General features: G+C 49.6%; 21 protein-coding genes. 16 read left to right on the top strand and 5 right to left on the bottom strand.

The annotated features are described in order from the left end of the window. Nucleotides 1-50 precede the first annotated feature (50 nt). From GGC63_RS16835 to GGC63_RS16825, 3 genes are all read left to right on the top strand, one after another. Complete coding sequence (locus GGC63_RS16835) at nt 51-1,241, top strand: hypothetical protein (RefSeq protein WP_225948297.1); 1,191 nt, start codon at nt 51-53, stop codon at nt 1,239-1,241. Between the two features lie 16 nt (nt 1,242-1,257). Further along, nucleotides 1,258-3,435 carry a glycoside hydrolase family 105 protein gene (locus GGC63_RS16830; protein ID WP_192703272.1) on the top strand — a complete coding sequence of 726 codons (2,178 nt, stop codon included), beginning with the start codon at nt 1,258-1,260 and terminating at the stop codon, nt 3,433-3,435. Between the two features lie 531 nt (nt 3,436-3,966). Continuing rightward, the gene (locus GGC63_RS16825; RefSeq protein ID WP_079913653.1) at nt 3,967-5,304 is read left to right on the top strand and encodes an ABC transporter substrate-binding protein; all 1,338 of its coding nucleotides are present in this window, start codon (nt 3,967-3,969) and stop codon (nt 5,302-5,304) included. Between the two features lie 112 nt (nt 5,305-5,416). Here GGC63_RS16825 and GGC63_RS16820 read toward each other — a convergent pair whose 3' ends face one another. The 3 genes from GGC63_RS16820 to GGC63_RS16810 form a co-directional block, all read right to left on the bottom strand. Next, nucleotides 5,417-6,007, bottom strand: a complete 591-nt coding sequence (locus tag GGC63_RS16820; protein ID WP_079913652.1) for a guanylate kinase — start codon at nt 6,005-6,007, stop codon at nt 5,417-5,419. 120 nt (nt 6,008-6,127) lie between these two features. Beyond that, nucleotides 6,128-7,705, bottom strand: coding sequence for a DEAD/DEAH box helicase (locus GGC63_RS16815; protein WP_192703271.1), 1,578 nt, complete (start codon nt 7,703-7,705; stop codon nt 6,128-6,130). Between the two features lie 432 nt (nt 7,706-8,137). After that, nucleotides 8,138-8,830, bottom strand: coding sequence for a YhcN/YlaJ family sporulation lipoprotein (locus GGC63_RS16810; RefSeq protein WP_225948276.1), 693 nt, complete (start codon nt 8,828-8,830; stop codon nt 8,138-8,140). Between the two features lie 388 nt (nt 8,831-9,218). Between GGC63_RS16810 and coxB the strand changes: the two genes are divergently transcribed. From coxB to GGC63_RS16765, 9 genes are all read left to right on the top strand, one after another. After that, nucleotides 9,219-10,220 (top strand): cytochrome c oxidase subunit II, encoded by a 1,002-nt coding sequence (gene coxB / locus GGC63_RS16805; RefSeq protein WP_079913649.1) that lies wholly within the window; start codon nt 9,219-9,221, stop codon nt 10,218-10,220. A gap of 70 nt (nt 10,221-10,290) precedes the next feature. Next, entirely contained in the window at nt 10,291-12,102 is a 1,812-nt protein-coding gene (gene ctaD / locus GGC63_RS16800; RefSeq protein ID WP_192703479.1) for a cytochrome c oxidase subunit I, read from the top strand. Next, entirely contained in the window at nt 12,099-12,719 is a 621-nt protein-coding gene (locus tag GGC63_RS16795) for a cytochrome (ubi)quinol oxidase subunit III (RefSeq protein ID WP_192703270.1), read from the top strand. The genes ctaD and GGC63_RS16795 overlap by 4 nt, the downstream gene beginning before the upstream one ends. Next, complete coding sequence (locus GGC63_RS16790) at nt 12,720-13,031, top strand: cytochrome C oxidase subunit IV family protein (RefSeq protein WP_079913646.1); 312 nt, start codon at nt 12,720-12,722, stop codon at nt 13,029-13,031. A gap of 118 nt (nt 13,032-13,149) precedes the next feature. Beyond that, nucleotides 13,150-14,040, top strand: coding sequence for a cytochrome c oxidase assembly protein (locus GGC63_RS16785; RefSeq protein WP_225948275.1), 891 nt, complete (start codon nt 13,150-13,152; stop codon nt 14,038-14,040). 25 nt (nt 14,041-14,065) lie between these two features. Next, nucleotides 14,066-14,521: a DUF420 domain-containing protein gene (locus GGC63_RS16780; RefSeq protein ID WP_079913645.1), complete on the top strand. Its 456-nt coding sequence runs from the start codon at nt 14,066-14,068 to the stop codon at nt 14,519-14,521. Between the two features lie 340 nt (nt 14,522-14,861). Beyond that, nucleotides 14,862-15,536: a response regulator transcription factor gene (locus GGC63_RS16775; protein WP_192703269.1), complete on the top strand. Its 675-nt coding sequence runs from the start codon at nt 14,862-14,864 to the stop codon at nt 15,534-15,536. Beyond that, nucleotides 15,533-16,891 (top strand): sensor histidine kinase, encoded by a 1,359-nt coding sequence (locus tag GGC63_RS16770; protein ID WP_192703268.1) that lies wholly within the window; start codon nt 15,533-15,535, stop codon nt 16,889-16,891. The genes GGC63_RS16775 and GGC63_RS16770 overlap by 4 nt, the downstream gene beginning before the upstream one ends. Before the next feature lie 217 nt (nt 16,892-17,108). Then, nucleotides 17,109-17,318: a hypothetical protein gene (locus GGC63_RS16765; protein WP_192703267.1), complete on the top strand. Its 210-nt coding sequence runs from the start codon at nt 17,109-17,111 to the stop codon at nt 17,316-17,318. 53 nt (nt 17,319-17,371) lie between these two features. Here the strand turns inward: GGC63_RS16765 and GGC63_RS16760 are convergent, their stop codons facing one another. Further along, a complete protein-coding gene (locus tag GGC63_RS16760; protein WP_079913641.1) occupies nt 17,372-17,881 on the bottom strand; it encodes a PCYCGC motif-containing (lipo)protein in 510 nt (169 codons plus the stop codon). A gap of 419 nt (nt 17,882-18,300) precedes the next feature. On the opposite strand from GGC63_RS16760, the gene GGC63_RS35140 reads away from it, so the two are divergent. The 3 genes from GGC63_RS35140 (at nt 18,301) to GGC63_RS16745 (ending at nt 21,812) form a co-directional block, all read left to right on the top strand. Further along, nucleotides 18,301-19,323, top strand: a complete 1,023-nt coding sequence (locus tag GGC63_RS35140; protein WP_192703266.1) for a redoxin domain-containing protein — start codon at nt 18,301-18,303, stop codon at nt 19,321-19,323. Nucleotides 19,324-19,471: 148 nt separating this feature from the next. After that, nucleotides 19,472-20,875 (top strand): NAD-dependent malic enzyme, encoded by a 1,404-nt coding sequence (locus GGC63_RS16750; protein WP_192703265.1) that lies wholly within the window; start codon nt 19,472-19,474, stop codon nt 20,873-20,875. Between the two features lie 205 nt (nt 20,876-21,080). Then, nucleotides 21,081-21,812, top strand: a complete 732-nt coding sequence (locus GGC63_RS16745; RefSeq protein WP_192703264.1) for a ZIP family metal transporter — start codon at nt 21,081-21,083, stop codon at nt 21,810-21,812. A gap of 87 nt (nt 21,813-21,899) precedes the next feature. On the opposite strand, the gene GGC63_RS16740 is transcribed toward GGC63_RS16745, so the two are convergent. Beyond that, on the bottom strand, nt 21,900-24,212 hold the full coding sequence (locus GGC63_RS16740) for a helix-turn-helix domain-containing protein (protein WP_192703263.1): 2,313 nt from the start codon (nt 24,210-24,212) through the stop codon (nt 21,900-21,902). A gap of 263 nt (nt 24,213-24,475) precedes the next feature. Here GGC63_RS16740 and GGC63_RS16735 point away from each other — a divergent pair, with 263 nt between their 5' ends. Then, on the top strand, nt 24,476-26,020 hold the full coding sequence (locus GGC63_RS16735) for an extracellular solute-binding protein (protein WP_192703262.1): 1,545 nt from the start codon (nt 24,476-24,478) through the stop codon (nt 26,018-26,020). The last annotated feature ends 158 nt before the right edge of the window (nt 26,021-26,178 follow it).

The following is a 26,178-nucleotide window of genomic DNA, read 5'->3' as shown; positions in this document are numbered from 1 at the left end:
TCCGCAGTTTGGGAGAGCTGGATATCAGCGCAGCAGGACCTCGCTGCAAAATGCTGCTAGGCGATATTGACGGAGACTGCCGTATGGAGATAGTCATGGTACAGCCCGATAACCGGCAGGATGTGCGGTACATTCCCCATCAGGTGCAGTGCGTAACCGCATTTGATCTTCAAGGCAGGCTGCTGTGGCAGACAGGCACTCCCGATCCGGAAGCGGGAGGCCCGGGTTCGGATTATCCGGCGCAAATTTATGATTGGGATGGCGACGGTTGTCTTGAGGTGCTTTGCGTCATGGACGATCGGTTTCATATCCTCGACGGCAGGACAGGCCAGTCGAAGCGAAGCTTTGAGCTCCCCGGCCCGGAAGCTCATGACTGCATTATTATTGCTAATCTGACAGGTGGAGACCACGCTAGGGATGTGATCTTGAAGGACCGGTATCACCGTATGTGGGCGTTCAACTCGGAATTCGAGCTGCTGTGGACCCATGAAGGCAATCCGGGACATTTTCCGTGGCCCTTCGACCTGAACGGCGACGGACGTGACGAAGTGATGGCAGGCTATGATCTGCTTGATCCCGACGGCAAGCTCCTATGGAGCTGTCGCGATCTGGAGGATCATGCCGACTGCATCTGGATCGGGGACGTCAATGGAGACGGACAGCCGGAGCTTGTCATCGGCGGAAGCGTGACGGTCATGTACGATGCGTCCGGACAGGAGCTGTGGCGCTATGATGGATCGGTGGAATCCCAGCATGTGGCTTTGGGCAAATTTCGCAGTGATCTTCCCGGCTTGCAGGTTGCCGGTCTTGACCGCATCATCAGAGGAGACGGCCGGGGATCGCGCAAAGGCAAGGATGCCATCTTTTTGCTGGATGCCAAGGGCCAAGAGGTTTGGAAAGAGGACCGGAAGACGGACGGCTGGCTGACCATCATTGAGACCGTAAGCGGCTGGGATGACAGCTCGCTGGATTACATATTGGCTTACCGGAGAGGCGGCGGTGTTCTTCCAGCCCTGTATGACGGTCATATGAATAGAGTTGTCGAGTTTCCGATGGAAGGCTACGTAACCCACGCCGACTTGCTTGGCTCCGGAAAGGAGCAAATCGTTATTTACGATAACCAGAAGGCGGCGATTTTTTCCCATAGCTATTACGATGTGGCAGCTTCTATCTCTGGACAAGCTTTGCCGCAAAGCAAGCGGTTGTATCTCTCAACACTTTATCCCGGCGGGGAAATCTGATGGAGGCTATGAAATCATGAACTATTTCCATGAACGCGATTCGATAATGAAAGGCTCCGATGCATCTATTGAAGAGGTGCTGGCGACAGTAAGCAACCGGTTCATCGGGTCTCATCCGAAGAAAGGACCGGTCTTCCGCTCGTTTCATAAGGGAGGCTTTCTCAGAAACAAGGATTTCCGTTATGAGATGAAGCTTCATGAAGTATTTCCGGATATGCCGGATGGAAGCTTCGTTTATGTATGGGGCAAGCTGTGGATGGATCAGGAGAATGATCTTCCTTTTCGGGTAAGCTGCTACGGACCTGTGCGAGTATATATTAATGGAGAGAAAAAATTTCAGTCCAACATTAATCAGGACGTGTTTCCGGAGCTTAAAACGGACTTTCGGGCCCGGTTGTCCCAGGGCTGGAACCATTTTGTGCTGGAATTTGTGAAAACGGGCACGGGCTGCGGAGGCAGATTCGGTACCGGTTCGGCCAAAGGCTTCCCGCTGCACTTTTTGGCTCCGTCCGCCGAGAGGGAAGGGCAGGAGGGCTGGATCTATACCGAGCCGCAAGGCGAGAGATGGCCGGCGTCGAGTCTGCCGGGATCCGGTACGGCGGAAGCGGATACCGGATTGCAATGGCTTCCCCGCGACCAGTGGTCCGAGGAAAGCAGCAGCCAGGGGCGCTTGGCCCGCATGTTCGGGAGAGAAAGCGGAACACAGGCTTTTGCATGGTCCAAACTCCATAATCATGCTTATAGACCGAAGCAGGTCACGTTAAAAGGAACGTTCAAGGGTCCATGGGCCATCTACATGAATGGCGGGCTCCTGGAGCGAAGAGACGAGAACAGCGGCGACTTCGAGGTTACCTTATCCGTACCTCCCGGATCTCATGACGTTGTGGTACAGTCGACTTGCCAGTCCGGCGGTTGGGACATCCAATTGGATGCGTTAACCGGGAATGACGTTCAATGGATTCCTCCTCATCCTATTGAGGGCTTGAACGATACCTGGCTTTATCTTGGGCCGTTTTCCTCGGCGTCAGCTCCCTCAGCCAACGAAATTACCCGTCTGGATAAAGTATTCGGGCCGCTTGGACAAGAAACCTACTGGCGTGTGGACAGACCCGATACCTGGGTGAGGCCTTATCTGGAGAATGCTATGTTCGGCAAGTGGAACTATCCGCTCGGCGTAACACTGTACGGCATCCTTCAAACGGGCAAGGAGCTGGGGAGAAGCACCTACATCGATTATGTGGCCGATCATATTGAGCAGTGTACTTCGTTCAATGAGTATGCCTATTGGGATAGCACGCAATATGGCGCTCCGGGCTTGAACAGCCAGTTGACTCTAATCGATAGTCTGGACGACTGCGGCTCTTTCGGCGCCACTATGCTTCAGACGAATAAGGAGCGGGAGCTTCAAGGGGCGCGGGGGGCTGCCGATATCATTGCCCGCTATATTTCAAGCGTTCAGGACAGGTTAGAGGACGGCTGCTTGTACCGTGTACATGGAACCGTCGACTTTATGAAGGATACGATCTGGTGCGACGATTTATATATGAGCACACCGTTCCTTAGCAGGTATTACGAGCTGACGGGTGACATCGCTTATTTGAACGATGCGGCCAAACAGTTCTTACTATATAAAAGCAGACTCTTCATGCCGGACAAGCAAATTATGTATCATGTCTACGATTTGAAGTTCAATAAACCGAACGGCGTGCCTTGGGGAAGAGGGAACGGATGGGTGCTGTTCTCACTGACAGAGCTGTTGTCGGTCATGCCAGAGGATCACGAGCTTCGCGAGGAGCTGATAGGCTTTTTGCAGGAATTGTGCGAAGGCTATTTGCGTCTGCAGGGCGTCCGGGGGCTGTGGCATCAGGTGCTGACCGATCCGGAATCCTATGATGAAGCTTCCTGCACCTCCATGTTCATGTACGCTTTCGCCCGCGCGGTACGATTTGGCTGGCTTCCTAATCCGGGGCCTTATATTCAAGCCGTATTCAAGGGCTGGGACGGTTTGGCCGCCCACTGCATCGATAAGAACGGCAATATTTACGGCGTATGCCGGGGATCCGGCTATTCTTTTTCTTCATTATATTATAAGGATCAATTGTCCTGGCTGCTGAATGATACGCATGGTATAGGGATCGTGCTGCTCGCAGGGATCGAAACGATCCGGCTGCGCAAATTTCTTGCGGAGCAGTAAATAATATATCGTAAATTATTAAGGGAGTTGAGCGTATTCGCTCAGCTCTTTTTTTATCATAATTTATAAGACTCCGAGTTCATCGGATGTGAACATTCCATTTGGCGATAAAACCTGCCTCTACAGGCGGTCCACGTCTTTGTAAGGCCTCGATAGAGGTTTTCTCATAGGGTGTTCCCCTAAAATCCTCTGAGACATAGTCCGCCTCCAGATGCAGCATAGTTCACACGTAACAGTTTTTTTCAACAGTCGCCCCATTGAGGGGTTATTTTTGTTAGCGGGCCAAGCCTTCGAGTAAGATTCATCCCTGCCTAAGGTACGACAACCAATCCTATGAAAAGTTATCAACATATGGTTCATGAGGTTTAGAATATCCTAACGACATTTCACACTAACGCAGCAACACAATTTTAAAAAACGGGCTGATATAATAGTTTGCAAGCGATTACAAAATGTCGCTGTACTCCGGTGTGAAAGCATCGTTGGTTGGAAATTTGAAAATATCACATATCTTCAGGAGGGGTTACAGGAATGAAAATGAGCAAGGTAGTGCCTTTTTTAGCTTTAAGTATGCTGCTATCGGCATGCTCTTCCGGCCAAGGGGGCAATGACGGCAAGACTGCCGACTCGGGCAAAGCAAAAGAACCGCAGAATAGAGAACCGGTTGAGCTTGTTTTTTCTTCGGAACTGGGTAAAACGCCGGAAGATTTTGAGAAAGAGATTGGAGATCCGATCCGAAAAAAATTCCCATGGATTACAGTGAAATATATTGAACGCGGAAAAGGCAGCAACCTGGAGGATCTCGTCACGGCCGGGACAACGCCAGATATATTCTGGTATGTCTATAACCGGTTTCCCAACCTGATTCAGGGTTTGGGTCTAGAATACGATATGTCCGATTTAATCAAGAAGTATAACTATGATACCAACCGTCTGGACCCTGCCTCCTTGAAGGCGCTGGATCAGTACACCGGCGGCAAAGGCGTCTATGGCCTTCCTTTCGTTGCGAGCACCTCCGTTATGTATTACAACAAGGATGTATTCGATAAGTTCGGTATGCCTTACCCGAAGGACGGAATGACCTGGGATGAGGTCTACGAGCTGGCCAAAAAAATGACGCGGGAAATCGACGGAACGAAATACCGCGGGCTGTCCACGTTCCACGGATATTTATTGAGGGAAAATCCTTACGGATTAAGACCGCTGGACCCGGTGACCGGCAAAGCGAGCCTGAATACCGAGGAGTGGAAGAAGCTGTACCAAAACCTGGCCCGCATTTATCAAATTCCGGGTAACAACAGACCTAATTCAAGAGCCACGAATCCGGAGCTTCAGGCGTTTGCCAAGGAGCAGACGATTGCAATGGCCGTTATCAATAATGACTTGAACCACGTGAAATTAATACCGGAGGGCATGAATTGGGACGTCGTGTCTATGCCTACGTTTGCCGATAAGCCCAAAATCGCCGACCAGCCGTCTCCGTGGATGTACAGCATCATGAAGACAAGCCAGCACAAGGAAGCCGCATTTGAAGTGCTTGCTTATTTGACCTCCGATGAATTCTTTATGTCCGAGTCCAAGCGGGGAGTTCGTACACCGACAACGAACGATCAGATCAAGAAGGCATTTGGTTCCGATTCACCTTTAATGGGCGGGAAAAATGTAGGCGCTTACTATTACAATCAATCCGCGCCGACTCCGGCTTCCGGCGGATCGCCTGAGCTTATGTCGCTGATTCCTACAGGTGCCGATGCCGTCGTGAATAATAAGCTGCTTGATGTCATTCTGGAGGGCAAGGATATCAATACGGCGCTTCGGGAAGGCGATGAAGAAATCAATAAGCTGATTGAAGGGCTGAAGAAAAAATAACATCAGAGAATGGGGATACATACAAAAGAGTCCGGCTTATACAGCCGGACTCTTTTGTATCCTACATCTTATTGTAAGAGTTAAGTTTAATTCTAAAGGTTTATTCCGCAACTCAATCTTTATCAATCAGGTTGCGGTGCAAATAGTTGTCATCCAAAGTTTTCGTGAGATCGAATACCGTATGAGCCAAGTCAATATTTTCGAAAACATGCTCGCATTGATCCTTATACGCCATTTCCTCTTCATAATGGGATGTATAACGCTGAATCAATTCCGGTGAATCTCCGCGGTCCTCTTCACGCTTCACGATGGTTTTTAGATCGGCATGAATGAAAATGCGGACAGCCTTGTTGCCGTACAGCTTCTTGAGCGATTCGGCTCCAAAACGATTCAGAACGAGGTAGATCGCTCCATATTGCTGAAGCATCTCGGCAACGTCCTTTTCTTTAACGCCATAATGGTTGCCGTCCATCTCAATGACTTCGACAAACTCGTTATTGCGTTCCGCTTCAAGAAACGCATCCCTTGTTACAAAATGGTAGTCCTGCCCGTCGAATTCCGCGGAACGAGGGGGCCGTGTGGTATACGAAATCACTTTCTTCATTCCGAGCGTCTCGCCCGACATTTGTGCGACCGTTTTACGACCGGCACCGTTGGGTCCGGTGAAAATAAAGATAAAATCCTTATCCCTTAGTTCGTACATAGAAACCCCTCCTTGGTTTTGGAAGTTCCTTGCCGACTTGCCGTATACCTTATTTTACATGTTTTCCATGCCAAGGTAAAGGTATTAACAATCAAGAGATACGGATCACCTACGTGATGGTCAGCGTCCGCGTTGTCCGCGCCCGCCTGCATTGCCGCGTCCCGCCCGTGCTCCGCCGTTCGTTTGTGCGCCGCGCTTGCCCGGGGCTCTGTCGCCGCGTCCGCGCGCCTGCTGCGTTCCGCGCTCCGCGCCAGCACTCCGGTCGCGCTGTCCGCGTCCCGCGGTCTCGGCTCTGTCGCCGCGTCCCGCGGTCTCGGCTCTGTCGCCGCGTCCGCGCGCCTGCTGAGCTCCGCGCTCAGCGCCAGCACTCCAATCGCGCTGTCCGCGTCCCGCGGTCTCGGCTCTGTCGCCGCGTCCGCGCGTCTGCTGAGCTCCGCGCTCCGCGCCAGCACTCCGGCTGCGCTGCCCGCGCCCTGCTGTCCGGGTCCGGTCGCCGCGTCCATTGCCGCTCCGCGGCTCCGCATCTGCCCGCTCGCTCTCTCGGCGCGTCCCGCTGGTTCTGGCCTCGCTCAATTCCCCGTCCGCTCTCATGGTCCGTTTGGCCAGCTCGGAGCGAATGCCCTTCTCGATCATCTCGAGCTTTCCTTGATCCCGCTGCGCTACCATCGTAACCGCTACGCCGCGCTGTCCAGCACGGCCGGTCCGGCCAATCCGGTGAATATAGCTCTCGACGTCATGAGGCATGTCGTAATTGAACACATGGGTGATGCCTTCCACATCCAGCCCGCGGGCTGCGATATCTGTGGCTACGAGAAGCTGAATCTTGGCTTCACGGAATCGTTTCATCACCTGTTCCCGTTTGGCCTGCGTCAAATCTCCGTGGAGCTCATCCGAAGCATAGCCCCGGTCCTGCAGCGCTTCATTCAGCTTGGAGGCGCGAAGCTTCGTCCGGCAGAAAATCATCGCCAAATAAGGACGATATTCGTCGATAAGACGGCAGAGGGCATCCTGTTTGCCGCGGTCTGTCGTTTTTACGGCAATCTGCTCGATTTCCGTTAACGTAACCTGCTTGCTTTTGACCTTGATTTCCTGAGGATCCCTCATGTAGCTTTTGGCCAGATTGCGGATTGGGCCGGGCATGGTTGCGGAAAAAAGCAAGGTTTGTCTTTTGGGGGACGTCTGTACGATAATTTCCTCCACTTCGTTCAGAAAACCCATATGCAGCATTTGGTCTGCTTCATCGAGAACCAGGGTGGACAGGCGCTGCAGCTGTACGGTTTCTCTGCGCAAATGGTCAAGCAAACGGCCCGGCGTTGCAATGATCATATGTACAGTGCCCTCGAGCTTCTTTAACTGCCGTTCGACATCTTGTCCGCCGTATGCAGCCAGAATCCGAATGCCTTTGATCGGCGCCCATTTTTTTACTTCGCCGGCTATCTGGATAGCGAGCTCGCGGGTAGGCGTTACGATCAGCGCTTGAGTATAGTCTTTCTTAGGATCAATCCGTTCCAAGATCGGAAGGACGAAGGCGAGTGTTTTCCCTGTGCCTGTCTGGGCTTGAGCAATGACGTCCTCTCCGGCCAGAACGACGGGAATGGCTTCCTGCTGAATCGGCGTAGGCTCCGTATACCCCTGATTGCTCAAGGCTTCCGTAATTTCTTCACTTATGCCTAATGAGGCAAATAAATTGGTTTTCATTATAGATTGTCTCCTTATCTTCCAGTTCATTCATCCTAAGTCTGTTCCGAAACAGTCTTAAACCTTCAGTTTTATCCAAGTAAGCAGCCTGCCGCAAAAAAATCTCTTCTATTATAGAAAGCGCCGTTCTCCGGCTGAAGCCGTTTGTTCATGGTTAAGATCGGCTGCATGTAACATTGAACAGACTTGTGACGTCTACATGCATTCTACAGGAAGCCGTAGGAAAAAGAAACCGAAGTTCTTCCTTTTTATATATAAATCAGAATGATCAGATAAAACACACAGCAATTGTATAACGAAAAAGGGCTTATCCTCATTATAACTATAGTGTCGCGATCTATGCTTCACAGCCCAAAAACCCCGAGTTTCTTCATATATAATATGAAGCGATACTCGAGGAGGCAGAGTGTGCCGTGCCTTCGAACGGCAGCATCATCTTTCCGTGCTTGTCGGATGGGTCGGCAAAGTGCCGAATATTTCTTCAGACATCGCGTCGAAATGGGGGAGGAACGGCTTGAGATCCTGACCCTTCCATGCTTCCTGCGCAATTCGATTCAGCTCGTTGATATAGTTGCGGTTCGCAGAGATATACACATCGGTTACTGTCGGCTGAAGGGACCGTATCTTCTCGGCGATTTTTTGCTTGAACAAATGACTTAAATGCGTATGGTTTTGGACTGTATCATACGAGTTGCTGCCCGTCGCCAGCTTATTCGGGTCTGCGTAGTCGCTGAAGGGAGTACTCGGATTGTACAAGCCTCTTACCGTTCCGGCATTATTCGTTTCTTGGCCGGAAAGACCGCTGCGGGTACCCGTTGCCGTCTTGTCGATAGTAATGGCAACATAAGCCGTGTTATCGGCGAGCATCACGATAGCGCTGTTGACTCCATCCATTGCAGCCACCTGATCGGATAAAAACTGGTTCATTTCCAAAGTGGAATGCTTATGGGACACGCTGGCATATTGCTGCTGCGTTTGATAAGCGCGAGTAGTGTCCTGTCTCGGGGCATCCCGCTTGCTGCCGAAGTTGTTGGCGCTGTTGTAATCATATTTGGCGAAGCATCCGCTAAGGAGAATAAGGGAGCTTGTACAAACAGCCGCCCATGAAAGTCGAAGACGGAACATCATCATAACCTCCTCATAAGTTTTGCAGTGCAAGCATAATTTGGGGGGCCAATTGAGAAAACTGATTCACATAGCGGGACATCCTCCGGCAACTGCAAATGTGTTTCTTCTACATTAGAATCCGTTAATTCGAGAGAAATATGCGTTATTCGACAAAAGACGTCGAGATGCATAAAACCCCTGGATTATGGAAATAAAACAAGAGAGGCAAAGGAGAAAAACCAATGAAAATGCTATGAAAATAGCCGTTTGAGAACAATTTGTGAACTTCTTCAGATTCATTGACAAAAAAGTGGTACGAATTTATAGTTAATATGGTGATTAGGTTCATTGACAATATATGACCTTTTGTTCGAAAAATATTAGCTTTAGAGGTGGGATTGATAAGATGAATCGATGGCAAAATCTGTGGCGTTTCATCCCTCTTTTCGGGTTGATGATGTTGCTTCTGACGGGGTGTGGAGACGATAGGATTTCCGCCTTGAAGCCAAGAGGTCCGGTAGCCAGAGACCAGCTGTTCTTGATGAAGCTGAGCTTGGGCATTATGATCTTGGTCGTCGTGGTTGTATTCGTAATCTACATTTACGTATTGGTTCGCTTCCGGAAGAAGAAAGGCGATAAAGATATCATTCCGAAGCAAGTCGAAGGAAGCCATACGCTGGAAATCATTTGGACAGTGGTTCCGATTGTTTTGCTGCTCATTTTGGCTGTGCCAACAGTGAGTTATACGGTGAAATTGGCGGAAAATCACATCGGTGAGAAAGACGCAGTTCATGTTAAAGTAACGGCACACCAGTTCTGGTGGCAATTTGAGTATCCGGAACTTGGAATCGCTACAGCGCAAGATCTGGTTATTCCTGCAGGCAAAAAAATTGCCTTCGAGATTACATCTGCTGACGTGCTTCACGCTTTCTGGATACCATCCTTGGGCGGTAAACAAGATACAAACGTAGGGATGACAAACACATTCTATCTGGAAGCGGACGAAGCTGATACCTTTATGGGTAAATGTGCCGAGCTCTGTGGTGCATCCCATGCTTTGATGGATTTTAAGGTCATCTCCAAATCAGAAGCTGATTTCAACAAATGGGTAGAAAAAATGAAAACTCCGGCTACAATTCCAGCTGAAGCGAAGAACGGGGAACAAATTTTTAAAGATAATTGCTTGTCCTGTCATGCGGTTAACGCACAAGGACTTGGCTTTGGACCTAACTTGAACGGATTCGGAAGTCGTGAAATGGTTGCAGGCATTCTGCCTCACGACGATGAAAGCATCAAACAATGGATTAAAGATCCTCAATCGGTGAAACCGGGCAACAAGATGCCTCAAGTTCCATTGCAGGATAACCAAATCAACGACTTGGTTAAATATTTGAATTCATTGAAATAACGAACATCTTGGAACAAAGGAGGTTAATACGTTGGCTCACTCTCACAAAGCAAAACATTACACCGGTTTAATGGATTGGCTTACTACAGTTGACCATAAGAAAATCGGGATACTGTATCTGATTGCAGGAGGCTTGTTCTTCCTGATGGGCGGTGTAGAAGCGGTTCTGATCCGGATTCAGCTTTTGTATCCTGACCAAAAGATTTTTATCGGCGATACATTTAATGCGCTGACTACGATGCACGGTACGACAATGATCTTTTTTGCAGCGATGCCGATTATATTCGCGTTTATGAATGCGGTTGTACCGCTTCAAATCGGTGCGCGCGACGTAGCATTCCCTTTTGTGAATGCGCTTGGATTCTGGTTGTTTTTCTTCGGTGGTGTCATGCTCAATACCAGTTGGTTCTTGGGTGGAGCGCCAGCAGCAGGCTGGACGGCATATTCACCGCTTGCTAGTATCGTTGACACAACATCGGCTTACCATGGTGTAGACTTCTACGTCCTTGGTTTGCAGATTGCCGGTTTGGGAACACTGATCGGGGGGATTAACTTCCTTGTAACGATCATCAACATGCGTGCTCCTGGTATGACCTATATGAGAATGCCGTTGTTTACATGGACTGCATTCATCACATCCGCTTTGATTTTGTTCGCTTTCCCTGCCATTACGGTAGGCTTGGTTGAACTGATGTTTGACCGTTTGTTCGGCGGTGCGTTCTTCGATGTTGCCAAAGGTGGCAACAGCGTTCTGTGGGAACACTTATTCTGGATCTTCGGTCACCCTGAAGTTTACATTTTGATTTTGCCAGCATTTGGTATTATCTCTGAGATTGTAAGTACCTTCTCGAAAAAGCGTTTGTTCGGATACAGCTCCATGGTCTTCGCAACAGCGCTGATCGGGTTCCTGGGCTTCATGGTTTGGGTTCACCATATGTTTACAACAGGTATCGGTCCTGTCGGTAACGCAATCTTTGCGATTGCTACAATGGCTATTGCCGTACCAACAGGGGTTAAAATCTTTAACTGGCTGTTCACGCTTTGGGGCGGTCAAATCACATTTACGACAGCAAGTATTTTTGCAACAGCGTTTATCCCGACATTCGTTATGGGTGGTACGACAGGGGTTATGCTTGCCGTTCCGGCTGCTGACTACCAATACCATGATACATATTTCGTTGTTGCTCACTTTCACTATGTTATCGTTGGTGGTTTGGTGCTTGGCTTGTTCGCCGGTGCATATTACTGGTGGCCAAAAATGTTCGGCCGTATGCTGAACGAAACATTAGGCCGTGTACATTTCTGGACGTTCTTTATTGGCTTCCATATGACATTCTTCCCGCAGCACTTCTTGGGATTGATGGGGATGCCTCGTCGCGTATTTACATACCAGCCGGGCGTTGGTTTGGAAGAAGGTAACTTTATCAGTACGATCGGTGCCTTCCTGATGGGTATCGGTACGATCGTATTTTTGATCAATATTGTGGCAACTGCTATGAAGCCTAAGAATGCTCCTGCGGATCCATGGGATGGCCGTACGTTGGAGTGGGCGATTCCTTCCCCGCCTCCAGAGTACAACTTCAAGCAAACTCCGCTTGTACGCGGTTTGGATCCATTGTGGAAAGAGAAAATGGCTGGCAACAAAGAGATGACGCCTGCAGAACCGATTGGTTCGATTCATATGCCGTCGCCTTCGATCTTGCCGCTTATCTTCTCGATCGGCTTCTTCATCGCCGGTTTCGGCTTCATGTACCACACGTATTGGGTAGCTGGAATTGGCTTGGGAATTATGCTGCTTACCATGTTCTTAAGATCCGTATATGATGATCACGGTTATCATATTGAACCAGAAGAACTCAATGATAAGGGGGTAAAGGCATGAGTGCACATCATGAAGTAGGCGGTGCCCTGCCACCTCACGCGGAAACTGCAACATTAGAAGGTAAAAATAAAGTATTGGGCTTCTGGCTCTTCCTTGGCGGAGAGTGCGTATTGTTCGGTACGTTGTTCGCTACGTTTATCGCTTTGCGTAACCAGGTTCCTGATGGACCTACAGGACAAGAGATTTTCCAATTGGGTACGGTAGCTCTGTCAACATTCATCTTGTTGACGAGCTCCCTGACCAGTGTGTTCGCTACCATGGCATTGCACCGTGGCCAACTAGGCAAGCTTTTGACCTGGATGGGGATTACGGTTCTGCTGGGCCTTTGCTTCTTGGGTCTTGAGATTTATGAATTTATGGAGTATGTACATGAAGGTCATGTATTCTCCAAGAGCGCTTTTGCTACATCGTTCTATACGTTAGTCGGCTTCCATGGAGCCCACGTTGCATTCGGGGTACTATGGATTACCCTGCTGATCCTGTCCGCTTTGAAAAAGGGATTAACGGTAGTAACGGCACCGAAGTTTTATGTAGCTGGTCTGTACTGGCACTTTATCGACGTAGTTTGGGTATTTATCTTCACCGTAGTGTACTTGATGGGGAAGGTGGGACCGTAAATGAGCAGCCAACATACATCGTCAGCCGGTAACCGGCATAAGTTGGAAGGCCCTAAGAACCATTACTTGTCCTATATTGTATCCATTGTACTAACGATGATTGCTTTTGCAGCGGTACTTTACGGCGGTTTGGATCGCGCATTCCTGCTTTGGTTCTTGAGCGGCCTCGGCGTCGTGCAAGTATTGTTCCAGTTAGCTTATTGGATGCACATGAAGGAAAGAGGACATCTCTTCCCGATCGTGGGTCTGCTTTTCGGGGCGATTGTTGCTCTGACAGCGGTAGCTGCAGCAGTTTACTGGACTTGGTGGTAATTAGGAGGGGGGCTTTTAGAAATGAAAGCTCTCCTTTTTTTCTTAAGCTTGCAACATTTTTCACAAATTAGTAACAATCCAAATTATAACATCCATAGTTAGGAAAGGAGAGGTTAACATGAATACGGATCCAATGGGAACGATGGGACATGGAGGTCATGGCGGGGCTGCTGATTTTGCGAATTTATGGAGCCCAGGCTTGCTGCTCATTCTTGTTGTTATCGGGTGGTTATATGGATTGGCTATAAGCCGTTGGCGCCATAAGTTTGCAGAGTCGGAGCCTGTTTCTTTCAAGCAGCTTTTTTACTTTTATTCCGGCTTGCTGTTGTACTATATAGCGGAGGGGAGCCCGCTGAGCTATTATGGGCATCATTACAGCTTCAGCGCCCATATGTTCCAGCAATCCCTGCTATACTTGGTTATGCCTCCGGTACTGATGCTGGGGCTGCCGGGCTGGCTGCTGCGCCCGCTCTTTAAGCATCCGATAGCCCACAAGATTATGTATGCATTGACGTCCCCGTTGGTTTCGCTGTTCGTGTTTAACATGGTATTCTCCTTTTACCATATTCCGATGATCATGGACACGCTGATGGCAAATCCTCTGCTGCATGATGTGTACAACACGGTGTTTATCCTTGCAGCGTTCCAAATGTGGTTCCCTGTGTTCTGCCCGCTGCCTGAGTACAGCCGGATGACGGAGCTTAAGAAAATGGCCTACATTTTCGTTAACGGGATCCTGCTGACACCGGCGTGTGCGCTCATTATTTTTGCCGGCGAGCCTATGTATGCCAATTACAAAGATGTATCTGAGCAATTCTTGTATATGTCCGTGTTAAATGATCAGCAGCTGGGCGGAGTTATTATGAAGATCGTTCAGGAAATTGTTTATGGTTGGGCATTGGCCTACACGTTCTTCCGCTGGTACCGCAGGGAACGGCAGGAGGAAGAGGATGAGGACATGCAGAACGAGCCGTTCGCTCATTCCTCGGTCAATGCAAACCGGGCCTGACTATGGAAGATGAGGTGGAACGAGAATGCACATTTTACCTACGATTAGCACGTCATTTATCGTTATCAGTGCTATTTTTGTAGCCTTCGGTTGGAGACAAATATTGAAGGGAAACCGTAAAGGGCATGAGAAGCTGATGCTGTGGGGAGCCGGCTTTGCCCTTGCCTTTTTCCTAATCTACGTATCTCGGACAATCTTTGTAGGAAACACAACGTTCGGGGGTCCGGAATCGCTTAAGCTGGCGTATCATTTATTCCTTTTTTTCCATATTACTTTGGCAACGTTAGCCGGTGTCTTTGGTATTATCACCTTGCTGCACGCGTTCAATAAACGGTTTGCAAAGCATAAAAAGATTGGACGCTGGACGGCCGTCATGTGGCTGATTACAGCGCCTACCGGCGTGGTGGTTTACGTTCTCCTGTACGTGTTGTACCCGGGCGGAGATACGAAGCCTATGATCGATGCGATATTGGGACTCTAGCCTCTCTAATAAAAAGACTTCGTTCTCGAACAGACTGTCGAGAAACCCGATTTGCGAGAAATTTGCTATAACGGTAGGTGGAGTATCTCCTGTAGGAGCGATAGCGCCGCCTTTGTTATCGGGAAATTTCCGCTACAAGAATATAATCATAATTCCCGAGAACAACAGCGGCCGGAGGGGAATATTCCACCGGAGTGTACTAGCAGCATTTCAAGCTCTTCTGGTTTCACGATACTCAGACTTCGTTCAATGAACGAAGTCTTTTTTTTGCCTTCAGTCATCCGTTCTGGAAACCTGGTTATACTAAGGTCATTACATACCATTCTGGGGGGAATCGGTGATGGCTAATATACTGGTTGTGGATGATGATCGGCATATCGTCAAGCTGATGACCTTATTTCTGGAGAGAGAAGGCTGGGTCGCGCGCGAGGCTTATAACGGGAAGGAAGCGCTGGCTCTGTTGGAGGCGGAGCGAATGGATCTGGTCGTTCTCGATATTATGATGCCTGAGATGGATGGCTGGGAGCTGTGCAGGGAAATCAAGCAGCATTACGACATCCCCGTTCTTATGGTAACGGCAAAAGGGGAAACCGGGCAGAAGGTGAAGGGATTCGAGCTGGGGACGGATGACTATCTCGTGAAGCCCTTTGATCCTATAGAGCTTGTAATTCGCGTTAGAGCGCTGCTGAAGCGCTATAAAATCGCAGCCTCCCATGTCGTGCAGATTGGCAATGTGGTACTGGATCACTCCGCGCATGAAATGAAGATAGGACAGGAATCGTTCATCCTTCCCCTAAAGGAGTTCGAGCTGCTGTTCAAACTGGCCAGCTATCCCGGGCAAATCTTCACCCGAGAACAGTTAATCCAGCAGATTTGGGGCATTGACTATGAAGGCGATGAGAGGACGGTAGACGTCCATATCAAAAGATTGCGGGAACGGTTCCACGATAAGGAGACTTCCTTCAAAATCAGCACTATCCGCGGGCTTGGCTACCGATTGGAGATGGAGGAATGATCAAATCCCTGTACACCCGGGTCGTTGTAGCCTTTATCGTGGCGGTGATGATTGGGCTGGTAGGCTCTCTTCTCGTGACCAACCGGATGTTCGAGAAGCAGATGCACGATTGGATAAGGGACGATACGAGCCGTTCGGCAGAAGGAATTATGGAGATTTTGCGGGAATCCGATCCAGGGCGTTGGGACTTGATTCTGCAGCGGTTCGCGGACATGAAGTCCTCCTATATCGCAATCTATGATGCATCCGGCAATAGGCAGGTGAGTTCGAGCCTGGCTTTTACAGTATCGGACGACCAAGTAGGGCAGGTGTTATCCGGGGGCTCATACCTGGAGTTTATGGATAACCGGAATCATGAGCTTCCTGCGTGGCTTATGGGCTTTCAGGTAAAGCGAGGAACAGACACGTTTGCCTTGTTTATTCAGCCGAACTATCTGACGATAAGTCAGAGCATCAAAAGAACCATACAGCTTAATCTCCTGATCGTGCTGATATTGGGTGGACTTGTCATGGTAGTTGCCGCCCGGTATTTGGTCAAGCCGTTGAATATGCTGACAAAGGCGACAAGGGAGCTGGCCAAAGGAAATTTTAACGTTCAGATGAGCTTGAAGCGCAACGATGAGATCGGTATCTTGACCCAGAGCTTTGATGAAATGACGAATGAGCTCAAGCAGCTGGAGCAAATGAGGCAGGATTTCGTTTCGAATGTCTCGCATGAGATCCAGTCTCCGCTGACCTCCATCATCGGTTTTACCAAAGCATTGAAGAGCAGTGCCATGCCCGCCGCGGAGCGAATGTACTATCTGGATATCATTCAATCCGAAAGCGAGAGGCTATCCCGTCTAAGCGATAATCTGCTGAAGCTGGCGTCGCTGGAATCAAAGCATCATCCGTTCCAGAAAGCGACTTACCGGCTTGATGAGCAAATACGCCACGTAGTGGTCGTTTGCGAACCCCTGTGGAGTGCCAAGAGGCTTAACCTGGAGCTCAATTTACCTAAAACGATCCTAGCGGCGGATGAGGATTTAATGAAGCAGGTATGGATTAATTTGCTCGGCAACAGTATCAAATTTACGCCGGAGGGAGGAACGATTCGGGTCCGGGCGGCCGCCGAGGTGCATCAGGTCAAGGTGATTATCGCTGATACGGGTATCGGTATCCCGGAAGCGGAGCTTTCGATGATTTTTCACCAGTTCTACAAGGCGGACCGGTCACGAACAGGAGCTACAGAAGGCAGCGGCTTGGGACTATCCTTGGTGCGCAAAATTGTATCGATGCACAAAGGGACAATCCAGGTGAGCAGCAAGGAGGGAGAGGGAACTACGGTGACCGTAAGGCTGCCAAGCTCAGTGTAGCAAAGCAAAGAAATACAGGGGAGCATCCCGCTCTATTCCTGCCTTTTGCAGACAAGCCGACTTTAGTAAGGCCCAATCATGGTTTTCTATGGACAGGCCGCATCATCTATCAGAACGGATTCTATAAAATGGATTGTTATCCGTGTATATGAATCTAGTCATAGTTTCATAGAAATCATATACTATACCATCTCCCGCAGAAAAAGGAGGTGGTTATATGAGCAGTCGGTCTTCTTCTAGTAATTCTGCTGCAATTGCCGCTATCGTTGCTAGATTATCTCTCGGGCAAACGATCAGAGTGTTTTACGACAGTACTTCGGTAACAGGAAAATTTCAAGGGGTAACGGGCGGCAATATCCAGGTCGTATCCACTGCCGGCAACAGCTTTTACATCCCGCTTTCCAATATTCTCTCTATCCGATTGTGACGCTGCCGCAAAAAAAGAGCGAACGAGGGCTTGGCCCTCGTTCGTTTTTTCATTTATGCCGGCATCGGCGTATCGGTAGGCTTGGCGTAGCCCTTCTGATATTTTTGATCGATGTAGGTGCGGATTTCTTTGGCCGATTTGCCGTCCTGTTTCATTCTTGCCGACGTTACGGCAATTTCCAGACATACTCCGCAGCGAGTTCCGTGATCGTCCCATACGACGCTGCCGTCCTGCTTTATTTCCTTAATAAAGCAATTTTTGTTGCTGGTATGCCCCGCGCTTTCCCCGCATCCGCAATAGCACGGAATCCACTGCAGGAGATCGGCGACCGAAGCTGCCACTTGGTAGGCTTGTTTGATTTCGGGCCGCTGCTTATCCAGGAAGGTAGGGAGCTGAGTGATGCCGGAGGTCGTTTCCTGAAGGTCGCCGTTAGGGGCGTGCTGCTGGTGAGCAGAATGAGGAGCCATGGCTGTCGTTGTTTTGCCGGAAGACGTGCCGCATGCGGATAGGAGAACTGACAGTGCAACGACTCCGGAAAGCGGAATCCAATAAGGGAATTTCATTCGGACTTACCTCCGTTTAGAGCAAAATGATTTAATTCCTATTATACCATACGAGGGTATAGAATATTCAGTCTGTCATGACAGCTTCTTGAACGTAGAACATCGACAAGAGTGAGGCGCAGCAAGCCGGGCTAATGATTATAAGAGTGGATTGTCGGTAGGATTCAAGTGGAAGGTGGTCCAAATGTTGGGGAAGCGCTTGAGAGTGCAAACGGGCGAAAGCGGCGTCGAATATAATCCATAGAGCCTTGATTTTAACGCCTTTCACCCTTTCCATGGGGCTGAGAGGCTCCTAAAACCGCTTCTCCAAATGAACCCTTATAAGAGAGTTCTATATGGTGTGAAAAAAGTAGTGATTTGACATGCCCACTCATCCGATACACAATAAAAAATAGGCTAGGGTGAGGAGGCAGCGCATTGTGAATACATGGACGTTAGGACCGCTGGTCATGTCAGGACAAGTTCTTGCCGTTATCGCTGCGGTCATTGCAGCTTATGCTGTAATGAAGCTTAGGCTGAGAGGCGCTTTGCCCGCAGGAACAGGTTATGACAGACCTTTTGAAGCGATACTGCTCTGGTTTTTGATTTGGAAGCTGAGCGTCATTCTATTTCAGGCGCAGAGCGTGTGGAGCGACCCGATGAGGCTGATCTATTTTAGCGGCGGTGTGAGAGGCGCTTGGCTGGCGACCGTGCTTACTGTCTGTTATGTGGGGTATAAAGACCGCTCGTCGCCTAATCTTGCCGTTTATATAGATTCATGGCTTATCTCCATCCTATCAGGGTATACAGTATACCGCATATTGGACATCGCATTCTTAGAGGGGAATGTGACGACGAACGCCATTATTGCCTTGCTCGGCATAGGCGCCGTGGTTATCGGCTGGATGAGAGAGCCTCAAGCGGGGCGCAGAAGGATGCAGACTTTATTCTTCTCCTTCGTTCTGGTACATGCCTTGTTCAGCGCCGTAGCCGCGAACACCTGGGATAAATCCGGCTTGCAGAGCCAGGCATCGGATGAGATCGGCATTGGGATCGGTCAGACGGCTCCCGATTTTGAATTGATGACGCTCGAGGGCGAGAAGGTGAAGCTGTCGGACTTTAGAGGAAAAAAGGTGCTCATCAACTTTTGGGCCACCTGGTGTCCTCCTTGCAGAGTAGAGATGCCGGTAATGCAAACATTTTATAGCGAGAACCGTGATAACAATGTCGTCATCCTATCCGTCGATGCGACGCATACCGAGGTCAGCCGGGTAGTGGTGGAATCGTTTCGGAAGCATTGGGGACTTACGTTTCCTTTAGTGCTGGATTCGGACGGGCAAGTGGGAAAAACGTATCAGGTCTCGGCCTATCCGGCAACGTACGTGTTGGATGAACAGGGGATTATCCGCAAAAAGCATCAGGGAGCTATGGACGAGGAGATGCTGAGAAAAGCGGTTCGCTAGGTGCTGGAGCCCCATCATTCCGGGAATTCAAATGAAAGCGGATAAAATTCATATTGCACAAATAAAAGCTTACATGATATGATTTGAAATATTGAAATTCAGTATATAGAAATAAGTTCATAATATAGAACTCAAGGAGGTATTCTTTATGGCAAATACAAGTATTATTTTGCGTGTGGAGCTAACTCATGGCGAAGTCACCTTCGGTGACGTGGCGGCAGCCATAAGCCGTGCAGGGGGAGACGTGACATCTATCGACGTTATCCGTGTCGGGAAGGAGTCCTCGATCCGGGATATCACGGTCGATGTTCAAGACTCGGCGGAAGCGCAAGTTGTTCAGGGGATCAAAGAGCTGCCTGGCATCAAGCTGATCAACGTATCCGACCGGACGTTCCTGGCGCACCTGGGCGGCAAAATTTCGATGACTCCAAACATGCCGATCAAGAACCGCGATGACTTGTCCCGTGTCTACACTCCGGGTGTAGCTCGTGTATGTACGGCAATTCATGAGGATCCGAATAAAGCGTACTCCCTTACGATCAAACGGAATACGGTAGCCGTGATTTCGGACGGTACGGCCGTGCTGGGTCTGGGAGATATCGGACCGGAAGCGGCAGCGCCGGTGATGGAAGGGAAAGCGATGCTGTTCAAGCAGCTTGCGGGGGTTGATGCCTTCCCGATTTGCTTGGATACCAAGGATACGGAGGAAATTATCCGGACCGTGAAAGCGATCAGCCCGATCTTCGGTGGAATTAATCTGGAGGACATCAGCTCTCCTCGCTGCTTCGAGATTGAATCCCGCTTGGCAGAGGAGCTGGATATCCCGGTATTCCACGATGACCAGCATGGTACGGCGGTCGTTGTAATGGCGGGCCTGCTTAACGCCCTAAGAGTGGTGGGCAAACCGATTGAGTCCGTCCGCGTGGTCGTTAACGGCATCGGCGCTGCGGGAGTATCCATCTGCAAGATGCTGCTGGCCGCCGGCGTAAACCGACTGGTACCGGTTGATCGTGACGGAGCGATTGTCCAAGGCGGAACGTACGAGCAGCCTATGTGGCAGTGGCTTGCCCAGCAGCCGCAGGTTGAATCGCAGCCGGGATCCCTGGCGGAGGTAATTCAGGGAGCGGACGTATTTATCGGCGTATCCCGCGCAGGATTGCTGAAGGTCGAATACGTACAATCGATGGCCCAAGATCCTATCGTGTTTGCTATGGCAAACCCGCAGCCTGAGATCGATCCGGAAATAGCGCAGCCGTATGTGCGTGTTATGGGAACGGGAAGAAGCGATTACCCGAACCAAATCAACAACGTGCTTTGCTTCCCGGGCATTTTCCGCGGAGCGCTTGACTGCCGCGCCCGCCGAATCAACGAAGAGATGAAGCTGGCCGCTGCCCGCGCTATCGCTTCGGTAGTAAGTGATGCGGAGCTGAATGAGTTGTATGTCATTCCGAGTATTTTCAATGAGCATGTGGTGACCAACGTGCGTCATGCCGTGATTGAAGCGGCCATTCAAACCGGCGTAGCCCGTCGTATTCCGAAGGATTTCCGCTGATTTGCGGATACTATGAGAAGATGATTATATAGTTATTTCAGGGATCTCCATAAGGGGATCCCTTCTTTAATTGTGGAGACAGTTGAAGGAGGATCGAGGCGTTTCCGGAGTGCAGATGAGAGGACTACAACGGATACCTGTTCTTTTTTTCGAGCTTGTACATATGATGATAAGGGCTTGATAGTCTCATATGGAGTTGGTTCGGATGGAACACATGGCGCTAAGCGGGATTATAGCCTCTTTATGTACGGTGATTGGAGCGATTCCCGCGCTTCTGTTCAAGCACGTATCGCATCGCAGAAGAGATAGTCTTCTGGCTTATACCGCGGGTATTATGGTGGCTGCTTCGACATACAGCCTTATCCCTTCCGCGCTGAAGCTTTCCAATCTCGCAGTGCTTGCCGCCGGCATTCTGGCCGGGACTGCGGTGCTTACTCTTATGGAGAAGGCGATTCCGTCCTCGGAATCGATGCGTTTTTCGAATAAGCAGGCCATGCAGGATAAATCGCTCTTCTTTTTGCTTGCCATGGGGCTGCACAACTTGCCGGAAGGCCTCTCCGTAGGTGTCAGCTATGCCAGCGAGCATACGGATTTGGGCCCTCTCGTTTCATTTGCCATTGGACTGCAAAATGTGCCCGAGGGCTTCTTAATCTCCTTCTTCCTCATCTCCCACCAGGTCAGTAAATGGAAGGCGGTTTGGCTAGCGGCCGGGACGGCCGTCATTGAGCTGGCCGCTTGCTTCGCAGGGTTTCATTTTACTTCGCGGATTAGTGGAGTTGTCCCCTATGGGCTTGCTTTTGCAGCCGGTGCGATGCTTTATGTCGTGTACAAGGAGCTGATCCCCGAAAGCCATGGCGACGGGCATGAGCGGCCGGCAACCTTTGCCTTCATAGCAGGGCTGCTGACCATGATCGGACTGACGCACGGCCTCCGGTAATCATAAGATAAAGAAATAAGCTGACTTCGTGGTGAAGTCAGCTTGTTTCGTTTGCTGCTGCTCGCCAACAGGCATTCAGCAGCTAAATCAGGACTGATTTTTGCGGAAGCTTTCCCGGTACTGTCCCGGTGTCATCCCTTCTTGCTTACGGAAAAAGCGGTTGAAGTTCTGCGGCTGATACTGCAGTCTTTGAGCGATATCTTTAATAGGCATATCGGTTTCGATTAACCACTTCTTGGCCATGGTGATGCGGAAGGCCGTGAGGTATTCGCTAAAGGTTTGACCGGTTTCCTTGCGAAACACGCTGCTCAGATAGTTCGCGTTATAATGCAGGTCCGCCGCACACTGCTCAATGGTAAGATCGGTATCGAACTGCTTGTGAATGCGGTCGAGGACCGTCTCGGATATGCTCTGGTACTGCGAGTCCAGCCGCTCGCGGAAGATTTGAATGAGAGGAAGAATAAGCCTCGACAGGAACCATTCCTCAATCTCCTTGCCGATGTGCAGCTTATTCAGCTCTTCGTAGAACGATTCTCCTCCAGGATTGAGCTGGTTAAGACGAATACCTGCCTCCTGAATCATGATAAGCAGATTATTCAGCAATCTCATAATGGGAACCTGGTATTCCTGCGGCGACATCTCATGCTTGAAAATTACCTGGAACAAATGCTCGAAATGCTCCATGACCTTCTCTTCGTCCGCCAAGCGGATAGCATCGAACATTTCGCTCTCTGTCAGCCATGGATAATCCAAGTTCATCTGGTGCTTGCCCGCGTTCATATTGGCATAATGAATGATAACGCCGACTCCCAGGTGAATGCGGTGCTTTAACGCCTCCAGTCCCTCCCGGTAAGCGATGCTTGTATGCTTCAGATCGTCGAACGGAAGGCTGATGCCGATGCTCATTTTCAGCTTCAGGACATTTTGAATCATCTGCTGTAAAGACTCCGTCAGGGAATAGATCCAGCTGTTATACTGCTCCGAATGACGTTCCTGCTGACCGACCAGGATAACGAGAGTTTGATCGATCGTGGCCGGCGGAAGGCTGAATTCCTTTGGAATCGTTTCCTCCGCAATGTTGCTGACGGCGAACAGGAGCAGGTCCAGATCGTCCTTCTCATAGGAGGTATTATCAAGCGTATCGATCTGGATAGTGATGACGGACATGACCTTCCAGTCGCTCAGCTTTTCAATGAAGCCGAGCTGCTCGATCTTCTCCATAATATCTTTACGGCGCATCGTTCCTTGAAACAGCTTCATCAGAAAAAGGTCCCTGGCTTGCTGATAATGCCGGTGCGTTTCCTGCTCCAATCGGCTTTTGGACAAGGACAGGTCCTGCATCGTCCGGCCGATAATGTCGAATTCGTTCAATCGCGGTCCGTTTATGTTCGAATCCTTCACAGGGATCTGCTTGATCATACGCCGGATGGGGCTATACATTCTCCGGGAGAAGATCCAGGCCACGGTCATAAAGACCAGAACGACAATCACGCTGATCAGAATAGTATAATTCCGTATTTTTACGGATTCCTTGGTGAGACTATCTATGGAAATAGCCGACATATAGATCCAGTTGTTGTAGGAGGACCGCAGATAGGTTGCCGTATATTTCTGCCCGTTAACCTCCGTTTGGAATTGATCGGAGGTCTTGTCGAAGATCGCCGGATTTTTGATGAAGCCCGTATTGATAGCATACCTTCCGATCATGGAAGGATCATTATGGTAAATAACCCGGTCCTGATCGTCCAAGATCATCACCGTTTCCGACTCCCGGGGCTTATAATTCAGGATACCCGGCATATTACACGATGAAATATTGGCAATAGCCAGTCCGTATTTATCCAGGTCCTGGGTAGGCAGCTTCTGGACAAGACTGATCGTATAAGGGCATGTGCTCGCATTGGCCTTCTCTTCACTGTAAAACCAAAGGCTCGGGTTCAGCACCCAGGATGTCGAGTTAGGAAGCATCATCTGATTGGCGATCTGGGAGCGATGGATGTACTGGTCCATCCGGTAAAAGCCGGAGTTTTTGAGCATCCAGTTTTGCTTCAGATTCACGATAACGACATCCTCCAGATTCGTATAGAACGACTGGGTATTGCTGATTTCCTTGCGCAAATCCTTATAGAGCATGAAATCCTGTTCGGTTAAGGGACGCCGCAGCGCCTCGGACATTACGGTAGAGTTGTTCAGCTGGTCCAGGGCATGATTGACGGTTTGCAGTGTCTGCTCTACATTGGAGTTCATTTGGGTCAATATTTGGAGCTGCTCCGAGTTGACCTGCTTTTGAATTTCTTTGGAAGATTTCATATAGGAGAAAAATCCTATAAATATAACGGGAAGCGTACACAAAATACAGCCGAACAGCGTCATTTTCGTTAAAAAGCTGTATTTTCTCATAGGTCGACCTCCCCTCGTAATAGTAAAATAAGCACAGCGCTTGATCCGCCGTTCAGCTTGATCTATCCGTTCCTCTTCCACACCGCCTCACGTTTGCGAGAGCAGGCCGGAAAGCGCTATTCTAATTGTAGCAAGGTTAAAGTTGTTATATCAATGCGTATTCATGACAAATATAACAAAATTTCGTCACGATAGGCCAGCTTTTCGACTTTTTTCGTGTATAATGAAATGTTAGAATGAGGTGGAAGGAGGATGGAATCATAATGAACCGCTGGTATTCCCCGCGTTGGATCCGACTGCTTGCGCTCGCCCTTCTGTCCGCCGTGCTTCTTAGCTCCTGTTCCTCGGGACAAAGCAGCTCCGAGTCGGAGAAGGACAAGCCGGTACCCACTCCTATCAGTATGATGGTGCCGTTGTTCCAGCCCAAGCCTCCTACGGATGAGCTGATGAATGAGCTGAATCAAAAAACGGGCGTGGAACTGAACGTTCAATGGGTCCCGGATGATATTTATACGAGCAAAATGCTGAATGCACTGGAAACGAATACATTAAAGCAGGTAACCTATGTCAGACAGATCGACTATAATTTGGTCAAAAATTCCATACGATCCGATATGTTCTGGGACATCGGCCCTTATTTGGACTACTACCCGAATTTGAAAAACCTAAGCAAGAAGACGCTGGACGAGACGAAGCTCGACGGCAAATATTACGGCTTGTACAATGAACGGTCCTCTTCCCGTCAGGGCATTATGATCCGCAAGGATTGGCTGGACCGGCTGCATCTCAAAGAGCCGTCCACGACCGAGGAGCTGTACCAGGTCATCAAGGCGTTCACGCTGGACGATCCGGACGGCAACGGGAAGCAGGATACGATCGGATTGACCGACCGCAATGATTTGGTGTACGGCGCTTTCAAGACCTTAAGCTCCTATTTCGGGACGCCGAATAACTGGCTGTTATCCGGGGGTACCTTTATTCCGGACTTCGCAACGCCGGAGTATATGGATACGATGAATTTTGTGAAACGACTATACAGCGAGAATATTATGAACAAGGATTTCCCTGTGGCCAGCAAGCAGGTACAGCGGTATATGATGATCAGCGGGAAGGCAGGCGTCTATATCGGCAGCCTATCTGATGCGCCGCGAATGCTTGAAGAGATGAAGCAGGTGAACTCTAACGCCGAGATGGCGCTCGTCAATCGTATCCAAGGACCCAAAGGGTATGGGATCTGGTCGATTCCGGATTACAGCGGATTGTTCCTTTTCTCCAAGAAAGCGATCAAGACGCAGGAGGATTTGAAGGCGATTCTTGCTTTTTTTGACAAGACCATGAATAAGGATATTGCCAATCTGATGCTGTACGGTCAGGAAGGAAGGCATTATGTATTGAAGGACGGACAAGTGGCCGTTCCCCCGGATATGTTCCAGCGCATGAATGCAGAGGTTCGTCCCTTGCTGTCGCTTATGATTGCGAATATCAGCAACCCGAATTTGCTGAAGCAGAGCGAAACGGACCAGGAGCCTATCCTTCAGCAGGTGAATAAGCTTGTCGCCGATAACGATAACATCTTGATTCATGATCCGACCGTAGGCTTGTCTTCTCTATATTACGATGCCCATGGGACGGAATTAGCCTCTATCATGACCAATGCAACCTATAACTACATTCTCGGCAAGATTGATGCCGCCGGCTTCCGGAATGAAATTGAAATCTGGAAGAGCAGGGGCGGATCCCAGATCATTAAAGAGTTCGAAGAATCCTATAGCAAAAGCAAGTCGAATAACCCATATACGTCACGCTAGCGTAACCTGCCAAGTTCTTCTTGGCGGGTTTTTTAAACTTTTATCATCGGGATTCTCCCGCAAAATATGAATTTAGCCGGGATGTTCAGGTCCCGCTTTGTGGAGATTTTTGTCTATTAACTACCAAATGTTGGGGGAATGGATATCCTCTCGATCAT

It is taken from the genome of Paenibacillus sp. OAS669, from assembly GCF_014873645.1.
In the GTDB taxonomy this organism is placed as follows: domain Bacteria; phylum Bacillota; class Bacilli; order Paenibacillales; family NBRC-103111; genus Paenibacillus_S; species Paenibacillus_S vulneris.
This window is presented reverse-complemented; position numbering and strand designations above follow the sequence as displayed.